This is a genomic window from Paenibacillus sp. ALE3, from assembly GCF_054113405.1.
Genome location: NZ_CM134214.1, coordinates 3,876,104 through 3,899,046 on the forward strand (window position 1 = coordinate 3,876,104; position 22,943 = coordinate 3,899,046).

General features: G+C 47.4%; 20 protein-coding genes and 1 riboswitch. Of the genes, 2 read left to right on the forward strand and 18 right to left on the reverse strand.

Annotated features, from left to right (window positions below; all coding sequences use genetic code 11):
• Window positions 1-100 precede the first annotated feature (100 nt).
• From ACXHJ2_RS17335 to ACXHJ2_RS17365, 7 genes are all read right to left on the reverse strand, one after another.
• Complete coding sequence (locus ACXHJ2_RS17335) at window positions 101-1,369, reverse strand: hypothetical protein (protein WP_165080460.1); 1,269 nt, start codon at window positions 1,367-1,369, stop codon at window positions 101-103.
• A complete protein-coding gene (locus ACXHJ2_RS17340; protein ID WP_165080458.1) occupies window positions 1,356-2,699 on the reverse strand; it encodes a flippase in 1,344 nt (447 codons plus the stop codon). Before ACXHJ2_RS17340 ends, ACXHJ2_RS17335 begins: the two co-directional genes overlap by 14 nt.
• 122 nt (window positions 2,700-2,821) lie before the next feature.
• Entirely contained in the window at window positions 2,822-3,811 is a 990-nt protein-coding gene (gene gmd, locus ACXHJ2_RS17345) for a GDP-mannose 4,6-dehydratase (RefSeq protein WP_013369836.1), read from the reverse strand.
• A 20-nt stretch (window positions 3,812-3,831) separates the two neighbouring features.
• The gene (locus ACXHJ2_RS17350) at window positions 3,832-4,770 is read right to left on the reverse strand and encodes a GDP-L-fucose synthase family protein (protein WP_064962383.1); all 939 of its coding nucleotides are present in this window, start codon (window positions 4,768-4,770) and stop codon (window positions 3,832-3,834) included.
• Between the two features lie 33 nt (window positions 4,771-4,803).
• Window positions 4,804-5,502: a sugar transferase gene (locus ACXHJ2_RS17355; RefSeq protein WP_165080456.1), complete on the reverse strand. Its 699-nt coding sequence runs from the start codon at window positions 5,500-5,502 to the stop codon at window positions 4,804-4,806.
• 84 nt (window positions 5,503-5,586) lie between these two features.
• Window positions 5,587-6,264: a CpsD/CapB family tyrosine-protein kinase gene (locus tag ACXHJ2_RS17360; protein WP_025678062.1), complete on the reverse strand. Its 678-nt coding sequence runs from the start codon at window positions 6,262-6,264 to the stop codon at window positions 5,587-5,589.
• The gene (locus tag ACXHJ2_RS17365; RefSeq protein ID WP_165080454.1) at window positions 6,245-6,994 is read right to left on the reverse strand and encodes a YveK family protein; all 750 of its coding nucleotides are present in this window, start codon (window positions 6,992-6,994) and stop codon (window positions 6,245-6,247) included. Before ACXHJ2_RS17365 ends, ACXHJ2_RS17360 begins: the two co-directional genes overlap by 20 nt.
• A gap of 329 nt (window positions 6,995-7,323) precedes the next feature.
• Here ACXHJ2_RS17365 and ACXHJ2_RS17370 point away from each other — a divergent pair, with 329 nt between their 5' ends.
• On the forward strand, window positions 7,324-7,692 hold the full coding sequence (locus ACXHJ2_RS17370; RefSeq protein WP_013369831.1) for a helix-turn-helix domain-containing protein: 369 nt from the start codon (window positions 7,324-7,326) through the stop codon (window positions 7,690-7,692).
• Between the two features lie 51 nt (window positions 7,693-7,743).
• On the opposite strand, the gene ACXHJ2_RS17375 is transcribed toward ACXHJ2_RS17370, so the two are convergent.
• The 4 genes from ACXHJ2_RS17375 to ACXHJ2_RS17390 form a co-directional block, all read right to left on the reverse strand.
• Window positions 7,744-7,926, reverse strand: coding sequence for a hypothetical protein (locus tag ACXHJ2_RS17375; protein ID WP_013369830.1), 183 nt, complete (start codon window positions 7,924-7,926; stop codon window positions 7,744-7,746).
• A 309-nt stretch (window positions 7,927-8,235) separates the two neighbouring features.
• Window positions 8,236-10,530, reverse strand: a complete 2,295-nt coding sequence (locus ACXHJ2_RS17380) for a hypothetical protein (protein ID WP_165080452.1) — start codon at window positions 10,528-10,530, stop codon at window positions 8,236-8,238.
• A 48-nt stretch (window positions 10,531-10,578) separates the two neighbouring features.
• Entirely contained in the window at window positions 10,579-12,180 is a 1,602-nt protein-coding gene (locus ACXHJ2_RS17385; protein WP_013369827.1) for a glycosyl hydrolase, read from the reverse strand.
• A 13-nt stretch (window positions 12,181-12,193) separates the two neighbouring features.
• Window positions 12,194-12,275, reverse strand: a riboswitch (cyclic di-GMP riboswitch).
• Between the two features lie 155 nt (window positions 12,276-12,430).
• The gene (locus ACXHJ2_RS17390; RefSeq protein WP_165080450.1) at window positions 12,431-13,807 is read right to left on the reverse strand and encodes a sugar phosphate nucleotidyltransferase; all 1,377 of its coding nucleotides are present in this window, start codon (window positions 13,805-13,807) and stop codon (window positions 12,431-12,433) included.
• A gap of 48 nt (window positions 13,808-13,855) precedes the next feature.
• On the opposite strand from ACXHJ2_RS17390, the gene ACXHJ2_RS17395 reads away from it, so the two are divergent.
• A complete protein-coding gene (locus tag ACXHJ2_RS17395; protein ID WP_165080448.1) occupies window positions 13,856-14,128 on the forward strand; it encodes a hypothetical protein in 273 nt (90 codons plus the stop codon).
• 345 nt (window positions 14,129-14,473) lie between these two features.
• Here ACXHJ2_RS17395 and ACXHJ2_RS17400 read toward each other — a convergent pair whose 3' ends face one another.
• The 7 genes from ACXHJ2_RS17400 to ACXHJ2_RS17430 are packed head-to-tail and all read right to left on the reverse strand — an operon-like array spanning window position 14,474 to window position 22,942.
• Window positions 14,474-15,802 carry a UDP-glucose dehydrogenase family protein gene (locus ACXHJ2_RS17400; protein WP_013369825.1) on the reverse strand — a complete coding sequence of 443 codons (1,329 nt, stop codon included), beginning with the start codon at window positions 15,800-15,802 and terminating at the stop codon, window positions 14,474-14,476.
• Between the two features lie 5 nt (window positions 15,803-15,807).
• Window positions 15,808-16,908: a glycosyltransferase gene (locus ACXHJ2_RS17405; protein ID WP_165080446.1), complete on the reverse strand. Its 1,101-nt coding sequence runs from the start codon at window positions 16,906-16,908 to the stop codon at window positions 15,808-15,810.
• A 28-nt stretch (window positions 16,909-16,936) separates the two neighbouring features.
• A complete protein-coding gene (locus tag ACXHJ2_RS17410) occupies window positions 16,937-18,085 on the reverse strand; it encodes a glycosyltransferase family 4 protein (protein ID WP_165080444.1) in 1,149 nt (382 codons plus the stop codon).
• Window positions 18,082-19,266, reverse strand: a complete 1,185-nt coding sequence (locus ACXHJ2_RS17415; RefSeq protein ID WP_165080442.1) for a glycosyltransferase family 4 protein — start codon at window positions 19,264-19,266, stop codon at window positions 18,082-18,084. The genes ACXHJ2_RS17410 and ACXHJ2_RS17415 overlap by 4 nt, the downstream gene beginning before the upstream one ends.
• A complete protein-coding gene (locus ACXHJ2_RS17420) occupies window positions 19,253-20,092 on the reverse strand; it encodes a glycosyltransferase family 2 protein (RefSeq protein WP_165080440.1) in 840 nt (279 codons plus the stop codon). The genes ACXHJ2_RS17415 and ACXHJ2_RS17420 overlap by 14 nt, the downstream gene beginning before the upstream one ends.
• Window positions 20,093-20,114: 22 nt before the next feature.
• A complete protein-coding gene (locus ACXHJ2_RS17425; protein WP_014599533.1) occupies window positions 20,115-21,494 on the reverse strand; it encodes a lipopolysaccharide biosynthesis protein in 1,380 nt (459 codons plus the stop codon).
• Window positions 21,495-21,499: 5 nt separating this feature from the next.
• On the reverse strand, window positions 21,500-22,942 hold the full coding sequence (locus ACXHJ2_RS17430) for an O-antigen ligase family protein (RefSeq protein ID WP_013369819.1): 1,443 nt from the start codon (window positions 22,940-22,942) through the stop codon (window positions 21,500-21,502).
• Window position 22,943 lies beyond the last annotated feature (1 nt).

Here is a 22,943-nt window from a genome sequence, read left to right on the forward strand (position 1 = left end):
TTACCTCCCCCACCTTATAGGCTGGGGGAAATTCTTTTGGGCGGCGGTGGATAGCGGAGGGTAAGGGTTTGAATCTGGAGAAGCGTCAGCGATCGGAAGATCAAACCCGTCCCGTAGCGGCCTTTCCCCTCCAACTTGAATGTTCCCCTTGCCGCTGTCTTTCCTCCATCATCTGCATATTAAAATGGTCTGCCCCTTTAAGCTGGGCTACTGCCATATCCGCTACCAAAGTCACGCTCGATTCCATCGGTACAAAGCGATATTTGTAGGCTGTAAGCCGATGATCCGTTTCGTGAAATAAAATGTCCTGGGCATAATTGCCCCATCGGTCCTTAGGCATCAAATCAATCGTCATACCTGCATGTGCAGAAGGCAGCAGCATATTGGAGCCGTGAATGCCAATGACTAATCGGCTGGCTGCGTACACCTCACATACCCGCATTTCACTATCCCGATCAAAGCGTGAGACACGCTCGTCAGAAATCCATGCCGGGAAGCTTCCCGTGCGTCCAAGTCCCGCAACTGTAAAACGATGATCAGGGAAGCTTTCTCTCAGTCTGCGGAACAGTCCAATGATTTTGCTGCGTTGATGATAAATTAGCGGTTTCAGGCCACGTTTGAGCTGTGGGAATTTTTGTACCGCTCTGGCAATATGATGGCTGCCGCTCCACAAGCGGTCTTCCCTCCATACAAAGGTAATGCGTGGCTTCAACTCACGCTCCTCGTCATAACGGGAGACCCCTGTAAATTGCTCAATTTCAAACTGGCTGGGATGTGAATATGCCGGGCTGACATACACCTCATCAAAACGTATCAATTCCTCAATCATCCGATGATGTAGCAGAGGATAAAAGTTTCGTGCCTTGCTGAACGGCACATCGACCGTCCAAATTTCAGACACATATGCCGGCACCATCCACTCCAGCGACTTTTGCACAATAACGATGATCCCCACTTCCGGTGATTGCTCGTATTCGCGCTGAACATTCAGCAGCTTAAGCAACGCATGACCATATAAATAATCTATGGTGTTGACAATAATTACACGCGAAGAAGCTTTCTTTTTATGCACGGTCATACCGACTGCTAAATCATAGGAAGGATTCATCAAGGATTGCCGCAAAGGCTCTCCGAGCCATTTTCTTGACTTCGCATCACCGGTCAGGATATAGTCAGGCATTTCTACACGATAAGGTGAATACGTCGCATGACCGACCCTCATATCCTCAAGATATTCACGTCCGCAACCCTCACACTTAGTACTGACACATACGTGGATTCCCTGCCACAGCACCTCTCCACCATGTAACGTGTCTCCACAATGCGGGCACTGTCCCTCATGCCGAACAAACGGTTTAATCGGTATCATGATTGTTCTCTCCAACTTTCGGTACTGTAATATGAACATGCCAGAAGGTCAGGATTGACTTCATCATCCAACCCAAATTGGCTTTGACTTCCTTAAATAACAAATCCATTAGAAATACAGATATCGTAAAGGACAATATCGTCGCCACTAAGGACCCTCGAACCCCAAGCCATGGGATCAGCGCGTAATTGAAGGCGATATTCGTAACCGCACCTATTACCGAGGTCAGCAACGTGTATTTGAACAAATTTTCATTGGTGATAAACAAGCTTTTGGCGACACTAAAGTTGGTGAAAAATAGACGAATGGCAAACAATGACAACAGCGAGCCTGCTTCAGCAAACTCTCTCCCATACAGCACAACTACTACCCATTGGGATAGAAAAAATAAGGGGACTGATGTCACAAGAAAGCATATAAACATCAGCCGATACACGTTAGACAACGTCCGTCTGTATTCGTCGCTTCCTTTCTGCTTGGAACGCGTCACCACCGGGGCATAGGCTGTCGTTAGCACGACCGGGATAAAGCCCAGCACCTCGATGAGTCGGAGTGCAACGGAGTAATGCCCGACTGCTTCGTTTCCCAACAATTCACCGATAATGACCTGATCAATCCGTGCCTGTACATATACAGCGGAGGAGGACAAAATAAGCGGCCAGCTGTGATTCATGATTCGCCGAGCAGTTGTGAAGCGGAACGTCCACTTGTTCACACGCCGTCCTTCCTTATGGAAGAAATACAGCAGCAGCAGGCTTCCGAGCAGAAACTCTCCATGAGCACACAACGCCACTGCCCAGATTGGAATACCGGACAACAATAATATGATTTTGACGGTGGAACCGAGGACAAAGGCGGTGTTCTTGGCAACAACCGTATATTTGGACAACATCTGCGCACGAAACCAGTAGTCGATAATATCAAACAACTGAAAGACCGAGGCCGTAGCCAGAATCAGATTAATTAACCGTACTGAGCTGTCTTCCGGTCTGAGCAGTGAAATAAAGGAATAGGACAGTACAATGGCTACCAAAGTACCTAACAACTTCAGCAGAACCGCCGTACCCAATAGCTCGTGCTCATCCTTAGGGTGTTTGACAAGATCGCGTACTAATATAGAATCAAAGCCAAGGGTCGTGAAAATCAGGAACATCCCGAAAAAGGATTCCGCATAATTCCATTTTCCCAGTTCCTCTGGTCCCAACACTCTCGCCATGATGATGCTAACCGCCAGCCCGAATACCATGCGAATCATTTTGTCACCGAACAGCCAGGATGTATTCACCAGCAAACTTCTGCGCGGTTTGGCACGTTTCTTGACTAATGTCATATGTTCTACTCCATCTTGAAAAATGACCTTAAGCATTGCTTTATGATCTGTTGAGCTGTCATACAGCTGAAATCATGTACAACGAAGAGACCCCCCGGCCAGGCGGGTGGCCTCTCCACCTCTTACACGACGACAGAAGCTTCGACTGCAGCCTGCCTTTTTACACGCTCCAAGTCTGCATCCACCATCATACGAACAAGCTGCTCGAAGCCGACTTCCAATCGCCAGCCCAGCTTTTCCTTCGCCTTGGCACAATCGCCAAGCAATAGATCTACCTCTGCCGGTCGAACAAATTGCGGATCAATCACGACGTAATCCTCGTAATTTAAACCTACATGAGAAAAAGCAATTTGCAGCAGTTCACGCACAGAATGCATTTCTCCCGTGGAAATCACGTAATCATCTGGTCGATCCTGCTGAAGCATCAGCCACATCGCCTTTACATAATCCCCTGCAAAACCCCAGTCTCGCAGGGAATCCAAATTCCCCATACGCAGCTCCTGCTGCAATCCCAGCTTGATACGAGCTACTGCATCCGACACTTTGCGTGTTACAAACTCCAACCCTCGGCGGGGCGATTCGTGATTGAACAAAATACCGGAGCAAGCAAACATATCAAAGCTTTCGCGGTAGTTGACTGTAATCCAATGGCCGTACACCTTGGCGACACCATAAGGACTACGTGGGTAAAACGGGGTCATTTCTGTCTGCGGCGTCTCCAGTACCTTACCGAACATCTCGCTGCTTGAAGCCTGATAAAAGCGCGCCTCCGGCTTGGCAATTCGAACCGCCTCCAGCATATTGGTGACAGATAATGCTGTAATTTGCCCTGTAGCCAAGGGCTGCGGCCATGAGGCCGCTACAAAGGATTGAGCAGCCAAGTTGTAGACCTCATCCGGGTTGGACTGACGGACGGCTTCGATCAGCGAAGCCAGATCGGTCATATCACCAGAAAGCCAGTGAATGTCATTCTGGATATGCGCTACATTTTCAAAGTTCGGTGTGCTGGTTCGTCTGCGCACCCCGTACACCTCGTAATCCTTGGACAGCAGCAACTCAGCCAGATAAGACCCGTCTTGTCCGGTAATCCCAGTGATCAGCGCTTTTTTCATTCCAATTCCCCCACCGTTATTTATTGTTCAACCAGATCCAGACCTTGAAATGCCTGGTATACAGACCTTAATCCTTCTTCTAGTGAAATACGCGCCGACCAGCCCAGCCCGGAAATCCGAGATACATCTACCAACTTGCGCGGCGTTCCGTCAGGAACGGAAGTATTAAAAGTAATTTCGCCCTCATAGCCGACTACATTTTTGACTCGTTCAGCTAGCTCACGGATGGAAATATCCTCACCCACACCAATATTTACAATCTCATTTCCCTCATAGTTATTCATCAGGAATAGACAGGCATCAGCCAAATCATCCGAATGAAGAAATTCTCGCCGAGGCGTACCGGAGCCCCATACTTCTACAGTCGGAGATTGATTCAGCTTAGCCTCATGAAACTTGCGGATCAGCGCAGGTAGCACATGAGAGGTTTGGAGATCAAAATTGTCGCCCGGACCATATAAATTCGTAGGCATCACCGAAATAAAACGGGTTCCATACTGACGGTTGTAGGACTGACACATTGTGATCCCGGCAATTTTAGCAACCGCATAGGCCTCGTTGGTAGGCTCAAGCTCACCTGTAAGCAGATATTCTTCTCGCAACGGCTGTGGAGCAAATTTGGGATAGATACATGTAGAGCCTAGGAATAACAGCTTGCTTACATTCTTCCGGTATGCCGCATCAATCACATTTGTTTGTATAAGCAGATTGTCACGGATAAAATCAGCCGGATATTCGTTATTGGCCAAAATTCCGCCCACCTTGGCTGCTGCCAGAAATACATAATCCACGGGCTCTGTATCAAAAAAATGATCTACGGCCTCTTTATTGCGCAGATCCAGTTCACGGCTTGTGCGAGTAATAATATGACGATATCCCGCTTTCTGAAGCGCTCGGACAATAGCGGAACCTACCAGTCCATTGTGCCCTGCTACATAAATGTTGGAATGAAGCTCCATTCTTCTCTCCTACCCCTCTTTGTTAAAATGACTTTAATATGCATCCTTGGAGCCCAGCAGCACACGGAATGTTTTCAGCATGATGATCATATCCGTGCGAAAACTGCGTCTAGATATGTACTCCAAATCCAGTTCTACCATCTGGTCAAAGCTTAGATGATTACGACCGCTGATCTGCCACAGTCCGGTGCAGCCCGGTGTAACCGTCAGACGCAGCTTATCCCTCATAGTGTAATCATGGACTTCTCTTGGTAATGGGGGTCTGGGCCCTACAAGGCTCATATGCCCACGCAGTACATTGAAGAGTTGCGGTAGTTCGTCAATGCTCGTTCGGCGAAGAAAGCGACCCACACGGGTAATTCGAGGATCGTCCCGCATTTTGAACATCGCACCCTCAATTTCATTTTCCACCAGCAATGCAGACAATCTGGCTTCGGCATCAGACACCATGGAACGAAATTTGATCATGCGAAACGGCCGCTCATGTTTACCAATACGGATTTGATAAAATAATGCACTTCCTTTGGGGTCCTCCAGCTTGATCAACAAAATGACGAGCAGAAATACCGGGCACAGTACGAGGATTCCAATAAAAGACAGTATAATGTCCATACTTCGCTTCACGAACGGATATACGCTCCATCCTTGTCGTCGTTCAAGCCCATGAGCGACCGGATATACATCCACTGACGCGCTCAGCACTTTGGCCTTGTTCGAGCGGGAAGAAGACACGTCTCATCACCTCACTCCTTATTGATAAATATTATTTATGCATTGTTAAAAGAATCTTATATACTCTTATTCCCCCCGATTTATTCATGTCAGATTGCGTTCCTCCATACCACGCTCGGCGCGGCGCTTCACGTTATTGAGCACTACACCCAAAATGCGCGCCTTTACTCTTTCCAAATTTGCCTTCGCCTTCTTAACGACATCCTTTTTGACCTTCCCTGCCTGCACTACCAAAATGACACCATCACACATGGCACTTACAATGAGGCCATCCGGAAAAGACAGCAGGGGTGGCGTATCCATCAGAATCACATCATAATGTTCTTTGAGCTCAACCAGTAGAGCCTTCATTCTACGGGAACTGAGCATCTCGGACGGATTGGGTGGATTCGGTCCAGCCGTGATCGCATGCAGATGATCAATCCCGGTTTCCTGAACCACATCCTGCCATGTCTGTTGATTGGCAAGTACCCGTGTCAGCCCTGTATGATTGCGCAAACCAAACATATGATGCAAGGAGGACCGACGCAAATCCATGTCCATAACCAGCACCTTTTTTCCCTCTTGCGCATAGGTTACAGCCAAATTGCTAATCGTGACTGTTCTGCCTTCACCCGCCTGAGCGGACGCCACCATCATCACCTCAATCGGCTCGTCTATAGAAGAAAACTGGATGTTAGTGCGGAGCATGCGGTACTCCTCCGACACGGAAGACTGAGCATGCAAGGATGTAACGAGCTGATTATTGATTAATCGCGGCATATTGTCCCTCACCTACCTGTTTAGGAGTTGTAGTAGAGCTGTCAGAGCGTCTATCTTCTTTTTTCATTTTTGTAATCAGGGATAAGGTAGGCAGACCAAGTTCTTTTTCAATATCTTCCTCATTTTTAAATGTATCATCCAATACCTCCAGCAAAAACGCCAAGCCTATTCCCAGCAATAAAGAAATGGCAAAAGCAATAAAAATCTGTATAGCGGGATTATTGTTCACGGGAACTGCTGGATCATTCAGGCTGGCTTCGCTTAGGATGGTGACATTGTCCATTTTCATGATAGAGGGGATTTGCCGTTTGAATACTTTGGCTACCGCATTGACGGTTTTCACAGCCTTCGTATACGATAAGTCGCGGACTGTAACATCCATGACCTGTGAATCACCTGCGGTGTTTACTCTTAATTTTTGCGCCAAAGCTGACGGAGTAACCTTAAGATCGGGGAAGCTGGCGACCACCTGATCCATAATCGCCGAGGAGATCATAATTTGCTTATAGGAGTTCGTTAAGGCTATGTTGGTTTGCACCACACTGTAATCGACGACACCTGCACGGTCCGGTCGTGGCGTCTGATTAATAATGAGCTTGGCGGTAGCTTCATAAACTTGCGGGGTAAAATATACATTTTTTATGCCTACTACAGTACACACCAGCAGTACAATGCTACCAATTAACCACATTTTTTTGCGAATCAAACGGATGTACTCTTTCAACTGCACAAGACCAGTCCTCCCTGATTGACTTGTTTTCGATGGAATAACGCTTGTACTGATCCTCTGCATGACGGGGAAAAGAACGATGCATGACCCTCTAATCTATAGTAGAATGTTGTATAATAGCGCATAGAAGGTCTAGCCAGCGAATAAGCACAAAATGCTCAATCATCGTTGGCCTCTTAAGGGTATATAAATGAAGATATCAGTGAAAACTATGAAATATAGATACGTTATGTAACTTGCATAATTAATTTATGATACAAATTGTATCTTGTCAAGCGCAAAATTGCTTTTCTTACCTCTCTTAACCTTGCCTTCAGGAGGAAAAATAGATGAATTATGGAACCCGCATCGCTGAATTACGAGAACATAAGGGACTAAAACAAGAGGAATTAGCGCAATCCCTCGGAATTACGCGGGCGGCTCTTTCTCACTATGAAAAAAATAGACGCAAGCCAGACTTTGAGACCCTGACCAAGCTCGCTGATATTTTCGAGGTAACCATCGATTATTTGGTGGGACGTACGAGCCACCCGACAGCAATATTGGATTCAGATGTGAGGGAATTTGTGGATCAGCTTGAACTGTCCGACGAGAATATCCTGCAACGTTTTAACCTGACGATTGACGGACGCACCTTGTCTGAGGAAGAAGCCAAACGTTTTATCGCGTTTGTTCGAATGGAACGAATGATGGAATAAGGAACGCGCCGCTGCTTGATGTTTTGCTCAAGTAGGATCAGCAACTGAAAATTACACGCGCTTGTCTTTCCGGTACTTCGTTCTATCAGCATCGCCCTCCAGCCATTCTGGTGTCGTGATCCCACATTGGAGCAAAATGTTCCGGATGTCCAAGTGGATGGCTGCTTTGCCTGCTTTCCGTGCGTTGTCTCGAAGAAGAGGGCCATTCCCCCCTAATTCTGTTTCCTTGTTCATTCAGCACTAACCTCACTTTATTAGTCTTGGTCACCGGAAAGAAATTCCCTACAAACCATGTATGTATAGTCATGAACAAAACTATTATATATGAATACATACCTGCAATGTTGTCGTCTTATGACGAGAATATAAAAGGATTTTCTTATTTTTTTCTCCATTATACGTAAAGTATTGGCAATTCAGAACGATTTACAAATAAAAAAGAACCTGTCAGGTCCTATTTTCTCCTGATAGGTTCTTTTTTGCTTTCTTTCGGAATGATGTTAGATATTCATGAGGTAAGGTCCTATATGCATTCCGGTGTAACTAAGCAACCTCGGCTGCCTGAGAAACCTGAGTACCTCCGGTCGCTCGGACTTTGTAGACATAATGACTTCCAGCTTTTACGGTGCGGTCCGTATACGCGCTTCCTTCTACTTGCGAGGCAATCACCTGATAGGCACCGTCTGTCCGGTCAGCACGCAGCACATCATAGGAAGTTACGCCTTCTGCTTGAAGCCAATTAATCTTCACCGCTCCATCTTGAATAGAGGCGGCTTTGACCTCTGTTGGAGCAGAGGCTGCGGCCTGATCTGTGCTTTTTAATTCCAAAATATATTGTACCGATTCGCCAGGCCCCAGCTTTTCTTCGAAATCAAGGGCAGGAGAAGCCTTGAGCCCTGATATGGATCGCTGCGCCTGAGAGTAGGTGGAACCCGCTCCGAAACGTTCCCCCGTGTACAAGCCAGCTTTCGGCATCGTTACCCGCACACGAACGGTCTGCGTTGTGGATTCAAAATTCACTAGGTTCACCAGCAATTTGTTCGAGGTAGCGCCGCTACCTGCCAGTGGTTTAAGCTTGGATGTATCCACCGCGCGAACATAGACCATCTTATCCTTCGTCTCCTCTGGATTCAGTATGGTATAAGTCAGCGGTTTACCATGCGTAGCATACGCTAGACTCAAGCGTCTCATGATCTTAACGCGAGTGTCCTGTCCTTGCCCAAACGGATAAATTTCCGTGTTAGCCGGGTTGTGACTTTGCAGATCAAAGCCCGTTTTAAACAGCGTATAATCCTTATAAAAAGCAGCGTGCTGGATAAACATATCGGCAAACCCGATTTGCGATCGCATAATCCGATCGAATGCAGCTGCTTGTGGCTGACTAGCCCCGTAATCAGGATTGTCTCGATGCGTATCGTTAGTACCAAACTCCGTGTTTAGCATCTTTTTCGCTAGTCCGTTGCTCGAACCACCGAAGGTTTTCAAATTCTGAACGAAGCTGCCCCCGCCCTCTTCATTATACGATTCACCGTAGGCATGTCCGTTGGTCAGGTCGGTGACTTCTTCCAGCTGTTTACGCTGCGCCGGGTCCCGTTCCCATCCATCCGGATCACCGCATTTTTGCGTACCTCCGGTTTGATTTTTGCACGCCTTGGTAGAGTATGTCGGCCAGTAGGCCCAACCCGGCGCTACGGTTTTGAGATGCGGTGCCAATTGCTTGCCTTCCGTATTCAACCACTTAGCCACAGCCAGGTCTACCGCCTTGGAACGGTTAAACAATCCAGGTTCGTTATCTACTTCATAATATTGAAGGTATGAACCGTATTTTTTTACATAATCACGCAACTTTTGCTTGGCCGTCTCTGGCAGAGTACCATCTTTTTGCAGCTTGATATCACCTGTGTATAGATACAAAGCAGACGATTGCATATTATACTGCTTTAACGTTTGATAGTAATCATCCACATCTGTGCATGCCTTGCCTACATTACTGGCACAAGTTACCCTCATGACGTTGCCACTATAAGCAATTCCCAGCCATTTGAGAACGTAAGGTAGATGCTTAACTGCACCCTGATCATAATAAAATTCTTTATTATTCACATTCGTACCGGTCAGTATATATTTCCCATGTACTGGTTCGGCCGCAGGGGAAGCTAACGTCTCCAAGCTCAAGTCATCCCAAGTCCACCACACATTTTTATCTTCTGCAGAGGAGCAGTATAGGCAGCGCGCTGTCTTTAGCTTGAGTACGTTAACACCACTTTGCAATTGTTCTTTGGGGATATACAGCTCGTAGTTATTTTTGAAGTTATAGGTACTCCCAGTACCGGATACCCCGGCAATCTGAATAATTCCGGACAGCTGATGATTTGAAAAGACTGCCATCTGCGGCACCGCTTTGCCCGCATCCAAAATCCGAACACGGAATATCATACCATTGGGAGGAACCTGATTCAGTTTATACTGAAGTGACAGTTCTGGATTCGTGGATGCATTCAAACCTGGAGGAATATCACCACTGCTGAGCAATACCGGAACTGTTGTACTCTCTGCTTCCGACAACGCCGAGAATGTTCCTTTAGCAGAGGATTCAGTAGAAGCTGCTGCTGCAGAAATTTCGATATTATCCCTACCGACTACTCCTTTAAATTCCGCTGAAGAGTCATCCCTCTGGCCCAGCTTCCATACTGGACTGGCCGCCGCTACCTTATCCGTCTGCAATTCTGCACTTTTTGAAGGCGTGTATATAAACCAAGCGATCATGGCTAGAGCTGCGACACCTAGTAATCCGGATAATACGACCGTATACCTATGGGTCAACCATTTTTTCATCATATGATACACCCTCTCTCCTCAAAATTTATGACCGGGAAAGAGTATCTATCAAGGAAGAAACAAAGCGTTTCCGGGAACCACCGCTTTCGCTTCATGCTGACTTTCCCACATCAGACGAGCCATCGCATCGCCTTTTTCATCATAGTATTCCACTTTTAGATCTACCATTTTACCTGCTTCCAAAGCAATACTGCCTTTACGCTCTGTCCAGCTTTGTTTGAACCAACTGTCAATCACCAGCTTGCCGTCTACCCATACGCGAATACCATCATCGGATATAGTTGTAAATGTATAGGTCTCGCTGTATTGTGGTTTGATTTTACCTGTCCAGCGAACCGAGAACTGGTCGGCATTTACCTTGGGATCAGCAGCAACGGCGCGCCAGTTATAATCCAGCTTGCTGTCTGTACGGATCAAAACAGGACTGCCGTTCACATTCATATTGTTAAAATATTCGCCCCGCAGCCCGTTCACATATACTACATCAGGAACAGAAGGAGGAGTCGGAGCTGGGGGTACGATTACTACTGGCGGAACCGGGATAGGCTCACTTTGTCCCTCATCCGGTAAAGTCGGCACATCTGCCCCAGGTTGTTGGATTGCTGCCAGCCCATTTTTCACATCATCCCGTGTCAAACTCCTCGAATCGTTCATATAATCCTGTATTTGATTGGTTGTGTTATTCTCAGTCAGCATCTTGCCCCAAGTCATGGAATACACCCATTTGGGCTGTGCCTGCAGCACCTCAGAGCTAGGCATCTCACCATGCTCGCCAATGGCAATCGGCTTATTCCGTGCCAACCCGAGCAGTCCTTCATAATGACTTTGCTTAAAATCATTGTTGTAGATGTCTACTGCCAAAATATCCACTTTGTCATCCCCCGGATATTTCGGGGTATACGGGACAGTGTAGGAATTGGGAGCATTGGGACTCCACACCCACAGCAGATTGTTCAACTGATGCGTGTTTACAAAACGGTCGTACATGATATTCCATAGCTGATTGAAATTGTTTTTGTTTCCCCACCAGAACCAGTCACCATTCATTTCATGATAAGGTCTCCACAATACTGGAACACCTGCATCACGAAGCTGCTTTAACGATACAGCGACCTTATCCAGATCGGCAATGAAGAGGTTATACTGCGTAGTGCCTGGTGTCACGTATTTATTGAACTCCGCCTGACTTACTTTCGCCTGCACATTGGCCCAAGTCAGCGGTCTACCCGGCAACGCTTCATGAAAAGTCATCGTCACAATGCCACCAGCTCTGCTCCAACGAATAGCGCTATCGACGACATTTTTACGTTGTGCTGCTTCTGTAGTGTCGGATTGACCAGAGATGGCTCCCATCTCATAGCCGTGCAGACCCACATACGCCTGGCTGATTTTTTGGACCTTGTTGCTTAATTCATCTGGACTTTCCAGATAATCATGCTGACCAGTGACTGTTTTCTTTCCAGAGATGCTGAGTAAATAATTGTATAGTTCACGGGCCTGAGTAGAAGCGTCCGAATTAACAGGTTGTAATGAAGCGGCATTCACCACAGACAGAGAATCACCAAAGCCGACGGGAAACAAAGAAAAAAGTATAACAACGGGGAGTACATGACGTATCAGTCGATACAGAGGAATAAAATTGAATCTCACTTTAGCTCTTCCTTTCGGTAGCCAGGCTGCCATCCTTACGGGAAGGCCCTTTAGCTTTGCGTACCAGTCTTTCGACAGGGCTGCGTTTATCGTTGGAAGGAGTTTGGATTCCTTCTTACCCTAAGTATCGACTTTTTTTTACCAAAATTTAATAGGTCATGTTCATGAATTTACAGGTTTTCGCCCAATTTCGACAGTTTGGGCCATTATTTTTCATCAAATCTTCTTTTTTACGTTTTTACGCAAATAATTACGAGATAAATTGATGACGAGAAATTTCATTCCAATCCATACAAAAGCGTACAATATCCTCTTCAACCAACTCAGAGCCAGTCTGAACTTCAATCAAATCCACATCGGTTACAGCCAAAATGCTATGCTTCGTCCCTTCAGGGATGCGAACTACGTCACCGGCCTTCACTTTATGTAGCTTCTCATTCAAAATAATTTCCGCTTCGCCGCTAATAATGGTCCAGATTTCACTTCGTTTGAAGTGAAGCTGGTAGCTGATATTTTTACCTTTGTGTACGCGGATTCGTTTGGTCAGTACCTCATTACCCTCGTCATACTTTACATAGTCTACAACCCGATACTGTCCCCAACGACGTTCTTCATACATTGGACGCTGATCATGAGCCTTGAGCACTTCCTTGATGCGTGGACTTTCTGCCTTATTGGTCACAAGAATGCCATCTGGGCTAGCGGCTACAATCAGATCATTCGTTCCAATGATCGCCACAGGAATGTCCAACTCATTAATAAGACTCGTATTGACGCAATCTTCCGTTACTACCCCTCTACCCACTTGCTGATGAGACATCTCTTCTGTGAGTGTATTCCAAGTTCCTAGATCCTTCCAAAAACCATCGTACGGAAGCACCACGATGTCTTTTTCCTTCTCGACTACTTCGTAGTCAAAGCTGATTTTTTCCAGAGACGCATATTGTTTTTGCATTTCTTCATAATTCAGCGGCAGGCCCTTTGATGCCAAAATATCCAGCAAATAGCTTAATTTGAATGCAAAAACCCCGCAGTTCCATAGAGCATTGCGTTCTATTAGACGCTCCGCCTGCTCCCGGTCGGGTTTCTCTTGAAAATGGCTCACTTCGCAGTAGCCTGTGCTACCTTGGGTGGCATCGTTTTTCGGAATAATATAACCGTATTTCTCTGAAGGATAGGAAGGGACAACCCCGATTAGTGCAAGCTTTCCTTCACTCTCCTGAAGTGTATGTTCGAGTTGGGCTACGGAAGCAAAGAAAGCATCCTCTACATAAGGATCTACAGGCAATATAGCTATAATTTCATCAGGCGAAACACCCGCAATGGAATATAGATAAGTCGCTGTCAGCGCAATCGCAGGAAAAGTATCTCTGCGTTCCGGCTCAACAATGATGCGCGTATTCGATCCGACTTGACTCTGGATCATTTCGACCTGCGCTCTCCCTGTCGCAATAAACGAGGATTCGGATAATCCGTTGTCTCCCAATTGTCTCCATACCCGCTGTACCATGGATTCCGAAATCCCTTCTGGGCTCTCCAGTACCTTCAAAAATTGTTTGGAACGGGAATCGTTGGATAACGGCCATAATCTTTTACCGGAACCACCAGACAAAAGTACGAGCTTCATAAATCTCCACTTCCTCTCTATATTGGTTGGTGATCGAATGGGGCAAGGTTGAGTGACCCGCTACGGGCTGGATTTGATCTTACGATCGCTGTTGGACCGGGATTCATTCGATTGTATAATATCGTATCAAGGTTTGAATCCCGGTCCAAAGGCGAACGCTATCGCTTCTCCAGATTCAAATCCATTCCTGCGCTACTCAAAAATGCATCATATCGATCATACCTTGTGGTGCAAAAGGCACGACCGGACATTATTAAGTCCGGTCAGCCTGTAAAAATCTCACGCTTTCGGCGCTTGCCCGCTGGGCTTGCAAGCTTCTAGTAATCGAGGTTTCGTAACGCCTTGCCAAGATTACTGCGACAACTGCAATGGCGTCTTAATCGGAAGGAGCGGCTTCAACTGTGCCGCTCCTTCTGATACGCCCTTCTACTCCCATCCCATAAGGTGGGAGATTAAACATCGTGACTTGGTGCGGCAAAAGCAGCGGAGCGGGCAGAATTGTTCTGAAGAAGCGTCAGCGTTTGCCTTTATCCCCGGATTTTAACCTTTGAATGTTTTATACAATCCAGAAAATCCGGGGGTAACAGCAATCGGAAGAACAATCTGGACGCGCAGCGCCTTCAGCGCCTCCCACATCACCACAGTCACTTTTTAATCTGTCACTTTTTAAACTTCCACTTTATCTCTGTTCCATCCACTCATCCGCGGACGACCCACGGAGTAGTATTCCAGCCCAGAGCCTTGGATCTGTTCCTCGGTGAATACGTTGCGACCATCAATCAGCACTGGCTTGTGTAGAATGGAGCCCAATTGCACGAGATCAACTTCTTTGAACTCTTCCCAATCCGTCAGCAGGCACACAGCATCGCTTCTTTCGGCGGCTTGCTGCGGGGAGGAGCACCATATAATATTCGGGTGATCCACGCGCTCCTTGAATTTATCCATCGCAATGGGATCATACAGCTTGACAATAGCACCTGCCTGAATGAGCGTTTCTACGATTTCCAGTGCTGGAGCTTCGCGGATATCATCTGTATTGGGCTTGAAGGCGAGGCCCCAAATGCCAATCGATACGCCGTTTAGCTGACCCAGCGATTCACGCAGCTTGGATACAATCATAAAGCGCTGGTCGGTATTTACCTCTACCACCGATTTTAACAACTTAAATTCATAGTCTACATTACCCGCAATTTGGATGAGCGCATTCGTATCTTTCGGGAAGCAAGAGCCCCCGTATCCGATCCCTGCTTGCAGGAAAGAGGAACCAATCCGTTTGTCCATGCCCATACCTTCAGCCACACAGGTAACGTCCGCGCCAACCTTTTCACAAATATTAGCAATCTCGTTAATAAACGAAATTTTAGTTGCCAGGAACGCATTGGAGGCATATTTGATCATTTCAGCACTGCGGATATCCGTCACATAGATTTTATCCGTGAATACCTGATGCAGAGTGACCATTGTTTCACGCAAACCTGTATTGTCCAAACCAATAATGACGCGATCTGGATGAAGCGTATCATTGATGGCTGAGCCTTCTCTCAGGAACTCCGGCGCGGATACAATATCAAAAGACAAACTCGTATGACGAGCCACTACGTCCTTAATCTTTTCGTTTGTTCCGACAGGTACGGTACTCTTAGTCATAATAATCTTGTACCCGTTCATGGCTTTCCCGACATCGGCGGCCGCCTGTTCAATGTAGGACAAATTCGCCTCGCCGTTAGCCAGTGAAGGCGTACCTACTGCTAAAATGACGATATCCGAGCGACGTACCGCATCGGCCAAATCCGAGGTGAACTCCAAACGGCCAGCTTCCAGATTCAACGCGATCAATTCCTCAATACCCGGTTCATAAATCGGAGATTCTGCCCGGTTCAACATGTCGATTTTGTACTGCTCCAGATCGACACAAATCACCTCATTACCTTTTTGCGCAAAACACACACCCGAGACGAGTCCAACGTATCCAGTACCGATTACAGCCAGCTTCATTCCGTTCATCCTCCTTTTAGAAAGTTCACATAGGCTTGTTCTACATACTTTTTCAATTGATCCTTGAAGTTATCTTCATCAAATTTGCGAGCATGGGTAATGATATCGTCCACATTCCATGCATGTTGCTCAACTTTTGCGACGGCCTCCAGCACATCGTCTACTTGATGCTTGCGGAAAAATACGCCGTTCACCTGAGGAACAATCGTATCCAGCGCTCCCCCGCCCTGAAAAGCGATAACTGGCCGCCCGGCCGCATTCGCCTCCAAAGGCGTAATACCGAAGTCCTCTTCCCCCGGAAAGACAAGCGCCCGACATTCGGCCATCAACTTGTTAACCTCTTCGTCCTCAAGTCTGCCGAGGAACTCAATGTTCGGGGCAGCCATACCTTCGAGTCGTTTACGATCCGGTCCTTCGCCAACGATGCGCAGCTTGAGACCGTTACGTTTGAATGCCTCGATCGCGAGATCAATGCGCTTGTAAGACACCAATCGGGATACGATCAAATAATAGTCACCGATGCTTGTAGCACGTTTGAAACGGGATGTATTGATAGGAGGGAAAATAACATCTGCCTCCCGTTGGTAATAGTGCAGAATTCTCCGTTTGACGACGGAAGAATTGGCGATAAACTGGTCTACGTTGCGAGAAGTTTTGGCATCCCATGTTTTCAGCCTGTTCATGTACAGCTTTAGCATATTTTTGAGCAGGTTGGATTTGGACTGCCGGGCCATATATGTATCGTAATCCCAGGCAAACCGCATCGGTGTGTGACAGTAACAAATGTGAAACGTATGTTTGGGTACCTGGATGCTTTTCATAAATGCGCTGCTGGAGCTTAAAACAATGTCGAAATCCCTAAAATCAAAATCACGGATAGCGATGGGATACAGCGGCAGCACTCCTTTGAAATTGGTCTTCACTCCTGGGATGTTTTGTAGCCAAGTGGCTCTAATATCCGCATCCTTCAAGTTGCGCGACAGGCGCTCGTCGCTGAACACCGTTGTGAAGATGGGAGCCTCCGGATACATATCATGGAATACCTCTACTACCCTTTCCGCTCCGCCCATTTGGATTAGGTAATCATGTGCTATCGCTATTTTCATCTGAATCATCCTTTAACGCGAATGTCGGTCAGACTCCTGCCAACAAACCCTTATAGTAATGAACTATATCCTTAACAGTGTTCTCGATGACAAAATGTTTCTTGACCCGTTCCATCCCTCTCTCACCCATCTGCTGACGTTCCTGTGGATGCTCCAGCATCCAGCGGATGGCTTCTTCCAGCTTGGCCGGGTCTCCCGGTTCAATGAGCAGCCCGGTTTCATTAGGTACCACCGTTTCCTTGGGACCACCTTCGTTTGAAGCGATCACTGGTAAACCTGCAGCCATGCCCTCAATAATGACTTGACCGAATGGCTCCGGTGTAATGGAAGTATGAATTAGCAGGTCACAGCGCTGCATCAGACCCTGAATGTCATCGACGTGTCCCATCAGATTGACGTTGGTCAACCCATATTCGCGCATCGTGGATTCCAATCGTTGTTTGTATTCCTCTTCTCCGAACAACGCATCTCCAGCCAGCCAGAATTTCACACGCTGATCTGGTAAAAAAGAACGTGCCGCTTCCAATAAAATATGTTGTCCCTTCCATTCCGCCAATCTGCCGACCAATACGACGTTAAACGAGTCATCGCCACGCAAATGCGCAGCCGTATCACGAGCCGTAATTGCTTTGGCAAAAGCGGAGTAGACGACGAGCGTCTTTTTGTCCGGGGGTAATTCCAATGCACTCAGCGTGGATTTGGAATTGGCAATCACACCGTTAGGCAAAAAGCGGGACATGAGCCGAATCCCTTTGGCTACAATCGGCTTCAGATACGGTGGACCGATGTGGTCACGGATATGCCAGATCAACGGCAGCTTCGCCGATTTGGCGGCTACTGCACCATACAGTGCAGATTTGAGTGAGTTTGTGTGCACACACACGACTTTTTCCTCACGCAGCAATGGCGCAAGTTTTCTGCCGTAAGCCAGCAACCGAAAGGCTGCTGCAGGTGCACCCAGATTAACGGCATTTCGTCCCCGATTGCGAATCGAATCATCTAGTGGAACGATACGCACATCAATATCACGCTGCCGAAGCCGATCTGCCAAATCGCCCTCCTCCGCCAAAATAACGAGCGGGTCGATATGTTCCCCGATATTCGTCAGGATGTTATACAAAGCGACTTCGCCGCCGCTCCATCTTGCCGTATGGTCAATATAAGCTACTCTCATCATTTCGCCGCCGCCTTTCTGTCAAGGACCTGTCGGAACACCTCTTCTACCTGTTCCGCTACATGTCCCCATGTATATCTGCTCAGGACATGGTCCCGGCATTCCCGTGCATTCGGTAGAAGTTCACGATGATCCAGCACACGTAGCAACCCTGCAGCAATAGCTTCACTGTCCGTCCCCTGGAACAATAGCTCAGGACGGAATCCTCTTAAGATTTCCTTGTTGCCGCCTACAGGAGTGGCCAGCACCGGTAGGCCCGAGGCCATCGCCTCAACTGTGATCAGACCGAAACCCTCTAGTGCCTGTGTTGGCACAACAAACAAGTTCGAGGCTTGATGGTACAGGGGCAGCTCCTCATCCGACACATAACCAAGCAACCTTACATGGTTATGAAGATTGTATTCCGCCACCTTGGAAGCCAATTCCTCCATCAAGGGACCCTTTCCACCAATCAGCAGCAGATGATCAGGGTGTCGCTCGGTTACTCGTCGCCATGCTTCGAGTAGCTGTAGCAGTCCCATGCGATTAACAAGACGACGAACGGTTAGCACAATCGTCGCATTTTGCGGCAAATTCAGCCGCTTACGTACAGCCTCCTGATCCTCTGCCGGATGAAACCTTTCTACATTCGCCGCACCAGGAATAATATGAATTTTGCTAAGTGGTACTTTATAGTGCTCGTGCAAAATATCCCGAAAAGTCTCGCTTAGCACTATAAATTTATCCGCCAGACCATAAGCTTTCATTTCAATGGATTTGGCCAACGTCGTTTTAAGAAAATGCTTAATTCCCTGTCCTTCAATCTTCATTTCCTCCGTCCACGGTCCGTGGAAGGTGGTAACGACCGGGATTCCTCTTTTTTTCGCCTCCAGTGCCGGTCCGACACTATAAGGAGCAAAATGGGAATACAGCACATCGATCGGTTGCTTGTCGAACAGTTCTGCTGCATATTTTTGCATCAGCTCTCGGCGCTTCCAGATGGATTGCTGCTTGCTGCCAATCGAATGAATACGAATACGTTCAGCCTGAGGCTGCTCATCACTACAAATTAGAGCATCCAGCGTATTGCGCTCTAGCGTAAGCTGCTCACAGATGGATTTGAAATATGTGTTGAGACCTCCTGGCTGTAAGGACGGCCAGCTCAATCCCGTTGCCGCGATACGAAATCCGTTATTGTACGACATAGCTGGTTTCTCCTTTCTGCTCGGTCTGTCCGCCATCCACGACTTCTATCTTTTTTCGCCGCTTGGTTAACTCATAATGCTTGAAACAGACGAGAAACTCATACATCACCCAGAAAACGGCTACAGCAAAACCCGCTAACCCCTTGCGGTATAAGCCTTGAACAAAATACTTCTGTACAAAGCGGGCGGGGGGCCTCCACAACAGTCTGGTAATTCGAAAGGATCTTCCTTTGTTAAATGCCGTCTCTGCTTCCAGATCTGTATATTTGTTAAAACGGGTCATATGATCACTGATGCTGCGGAATCCATAGTGCCATAACACGCCCTCCAGATGGATGATCTGAGAAGAGGCTACATCTGGCATTTCATGAACAAGACTATTCGTAATGCCATAAATTCGCCGATTGTACAAACGAACCAAATACTCGCCTTTGTTCATCCATTTGCCGAGAAAATCGCCAATGCGAAATACGGAATAGGCTTTGGCCGGATCGTGGAGCGTTTCCTTTACTTTCAATAAGTCACCAAGCAACTCTGCATCCACTACTTCGTCTGTATCAATCAGGAAAATCCAATCAAATTCCGCTTTATCAACACCAAACATGCGCTGTTTGGCATAACCGGGCCATGGGTTGGAAAACACCCGACAGCCCAATGATTCAGCTACCTGAATCGTATTGTCCTTGCTCCCTCCGTCAATGACGACGATATCGTCCGCAAAGGGCTGGCAGGATTTGATGGCAGCAGTAATTCGAATGCCATCATCCTGAGCGATAATAACTACGGATATCCGGTTGTCCGCGGGAACGCTAGACATGTGGTTCATTAGCGGGTGCCTCCTTCTTTATCTAACCGTTAACTGGCTTTTTCCGGATGTAGTGTGACATCGTTGATCGGAGCCATTGAAAATCTTGTTTGGAAATAACCAGTCTTGGAATTTTCATTTTCAGAACGAACTTAACATTACATAAAATGAAAACGAACCGTAAAATCCCCGAAGACAGCATTGCTATCCCTGCACCCGTCAATCCATATCTCGGCACGAGTATGGACAGCAATGGAATGACGAGCGCCAATCCGACACCCTGTAGAATGGTAACCAGTTTGGGCTTACCCAACGCCATAAATTGTTGTGCCAGCACCATGGTACCTCCACTGATAGCAACCTCAAGCACCAGAAACCGGAATACCGTAAGCGCTTGTTTAAACTCTTGACCATATAACAAGGTGAATACGAACGGAGCAACCAGCATTAACATCACCGCAGCCAGAAAGGTTGCCGTTGAAGTCACTCGAAATGCCCGAAATGTTATGGCCACCGCCTCTTCCTTATCCAGTCCGGAGGCTTTGGGAAACAGCACGACAATGATCGAGGTTGAAAATACATTTACCATCCGGGCCAGGCTGACCGCTACCGCATATAAACCGAGATCAGCGGGTCTGAGCAGACCCGCAATCAAAATCTGGTCAATGTAAGTGGAAACCTGCCCCATGAGATCATTCCCGTATGAACCCATACCGTAGGTAAAGAGATTTTTAAATTGCGTCCAGCTGTTCTTCACCTTTGGTTTGTACAGCCGAATCATTCGTATCGTGACACCGATATAGATCGGCAAGCCTGGCAGTAAGTAGGCCAATGCTGAGGTGTACGGATTCATCGTCCCCGTCAGGATCAGAATCGCCAGTCCAAGCAGCGTACTAAGTGGTACCAGATACCGAAATAAATTGTACTGTTTATATTCCGAGCGAACTTGAAGCAATGCATTATTGATCTGTGAAATCGCTATGAGTGGACACATCATCATGGAGCACTGCGCGAAAAGTATGACCGATGAAGAAAAAGAGCGCAGCCAATAAGGAATTAGAAATACTCCGATGAGTGTCGCCATCCCCCCGAACACCGTAGCCAGCAGCAAGGCCAGACCATACAGCTTACCCGTTTCCTCAGGTTTCCTTTTGGCATTGTAAATCAATGCAGATGGAACACCGAAGCTCATGCAGAAGGCAAGAAATTGGGACCAGTTCACCATCGCTGTCTGTTCTCCGCGTCCAGTAGGACCCAAGAATCGTGCCGTCAGCACACCAGTCAACATATTCACAACGAGAATCAGCATACTGAATATCATCGTTTTTACTGCTGCAGAGCTGTTATCCTTGCTTTTGGCAAACCGAATCACCGTGGACCATAGTGTCCGGACAGGTGCGGATAATGCTTGTAAGTTTTGCACAGCCTTTACCTTCTTTCCGCGATGACATCTTTTGCCCATAGTCCTATTCCGATCATCATCCAGATCAAATAGCCGCGCATACCGGGGAAACCATTATCCGATATGAGACTGGCTACAGCTCCGGCCCATGTAGCCAACGCCAGTCTGATATAAGGCTGACTGGAATTCCGTTCGGCAATACGGACGAGAAGGCGCTTGATGATAACGATCAGACCACCGAAGAAAAAGAATGCTCCGCAAATACCGAAGGTGAGGAAAATGGCAATATATCCATTATCCATAATCCCAAGTTCACCGAGATCGCCGCCGTTATCAAGCTTGGTTCCGATTCCTACACTCCCGATCCCCTGCCCGACCGGATTGCTAGTAATCGCCGGAAGCATTGTATGCAGTAGATCCAAACGTTCATTGTACGAATGATCCTGTTGAATATCTGTCAACGTCTGCATGCGAGCCACCAAACCTTCTGCCCCCGGAAGTTTTGGAACGATGATGTAGAGAAGAAGGCCGACGATAGCAAGTTGAAACAGAGTCTTCCACTTTCCTTTGGAGGATGAGCTGAGAATGTAAGCCAGCAACATGACGAATGCAATCAGCCAGGCTGAACGTACGAGCGTGACCAAAAGACAAACAACTGTTAGCAGGACTCCAATCCATCCCAAAGTGCCTCGCCACCGTTTCTCCATCAGCATCGGTACAAGTGCCATTGCCAGGAAAATAGCGCATGGGCCGGGCGAGTTCATGGAAGAAAACACTCTGATTTGAAGCGGTTCTGGCATCCCAATGGAATTCATTTCCACATGATTCATCCAAAATGCATCCCAAGGAGGCACCGTCAAGTACTGAATAATGCCGTATATCGCTACAAGAACAGCAATGTTGGCGTATGAATACAGCAGTCGGTCCAGCTCCTTTGCTTTCATTGGCTTAATCGCAAGATAAGGCAATAGAAGCAATGGAACCACATAATTGGCCAAATCATAAGCAAAAACAATACCATTTTTGAATAACCCGACCACACTTCCGTAGGCCAATTCTATGCCGAAAAATACAGCAATTCGGGTTAATGGCTTTTCCGCCAGATGAATACCCCGCAGCACAGGAATGATCAGCATGCTGCTTACCAGCAGCGGCGCCACGCTCAACAAGGAAACCGAGTGATACGTTCCCTCCAACCAATCTGCAATGCGGCGGATTTCCGGGCCTACTGCCCACACCACCAGTGTGTAAGAAATCAGTAACCGTGATTGCAAGATCGCCAGCAGGAAGGCCGGAAAAACGATCGCCAGCAATATGGCTCCCTGCTGGCTCGTGGTGGGATTCATCTTGGCGCTGACAAATCCGATGGCGAGTGGCAGCATACAAGCCAGCACCCCCATACCAATCATGCCGATTCCACGCCGGCTTCCTAGCCAGAAGGAAATCTGCTGATCTGCCAACCGACTCATG

Excerpts from the sequence above, each read along its gene's own strand:
- ACXHJ2_RS17415 (WP_165080442.1), bottom strand. The coding sequence starts at position 19,266 with ATGTCGTACAATAACGGATTTCGTATCGCGGCAACGGGATTGAGCTGG.
- ACXHJ2_RS17405 (WP_165080446.1), bottom strand. The coding sequence starts at position 16,908 with ATGAAAATAGCGATAGCACATGATTACCTAATCCAAATGGGCGGAGCG.
- ACXHJ2_RS17350 (WP_064962383.1), bottom strand. The coding sequence starts at position 4,770 with ATGGAGCTTCATTCCAACATTTATGTAGCAGGGCACAATGGACTGGTA.
- ACXHJ2_RS17380 (WP_165080452.1), bottom strand. The coding sequence starts at position 10,530 with ATGATGAAAAAATGGTTGACCCATAGGTATACGGTCGTATTATCCGGA.
- ACXHJ2_RS17335 (WP_165080460.1), bottom strand. The coding sequence starts at position 1,369 with ATGATACCGATTAAACCGTTTGTTCGGCATGAGGGACAGTGCCCGCAT.
- ACXHJ2_RS17370 (WP_013369831.1), top strand. The coding sequence starts at position 7,324 with ATGAATTATGGAACCCGCATCGCTGAATTACGAGAACATAAGGGACTA.
- ACXHJ2_RS17340 (WP_165080458.1), bottom strand. The coding sequence starts at position 2,699 with ATGACATTAGTCAAGAAACGTGCCAAACCGCGCAGAAGTTTGCTGGTG.
- ACXHJ2_RS17375 (WP_013369830.1), bottom strand. The coding sequence starts at position 7,926 with ATGAACAAGGAAACAGAATTAGGGGGGAATGGCCCTCTTCTTCGAGAC.
- ACXHJ2_RS17400 (WP_013369825.1), bottom strand. The coding sequence starts at position 15,802 with ATGAAGCTGGCTGTAATCGGTACTGGATACGTTGGACTCGTCTCGGGT.
- ACXHJ2_RS17410 (WP_165080444.1), bottom strand. The coding sequence starts at position 18,085 with ATGATGAGAGTAGCTTATATTGACCATACGGCAAGATGGAGCGGCGGC.
- ACXHJ2_RS17360 (WP_025678062.1), bottom strand. The coding sequence starts at position 6,264 with ATGCCGCGATTAATCAATAATCAGCTCGTTACATCCTTGCATGCTCAG.
- ACXHJ2_RS17390 (WP_165080450.1), bottom strand. The coding sequence starts at position 13,807 with ATGAAGCTCGTACTTTTGTCTGGTGGTTCCGGTAAAAGATTATGGCCG.
- gmd (WP_013369836.1), bottom strand. The coding sequence starts at position 3,811 with ATGAAAAAAGCGCTGATCACTGGGATTACCGGACAAGACGGGTCTTAT.
- ACXHJ2_RS17420 (WP_165080440.1), bottom strand. The coding sequence starts at position 20,092 with ATGAACCACATGTCTAGCGTTCCCGCGGACAACCGGATATCCGTAGTT.
- ACXHJ2_RS17430 (WP_013369819.1), bottom strand. The coding sequence starts at position 22,942 with ATGAGTCGGTTGGCAGATCAGCAGATTTCCTTCTGGCTAGGAAGCCGG.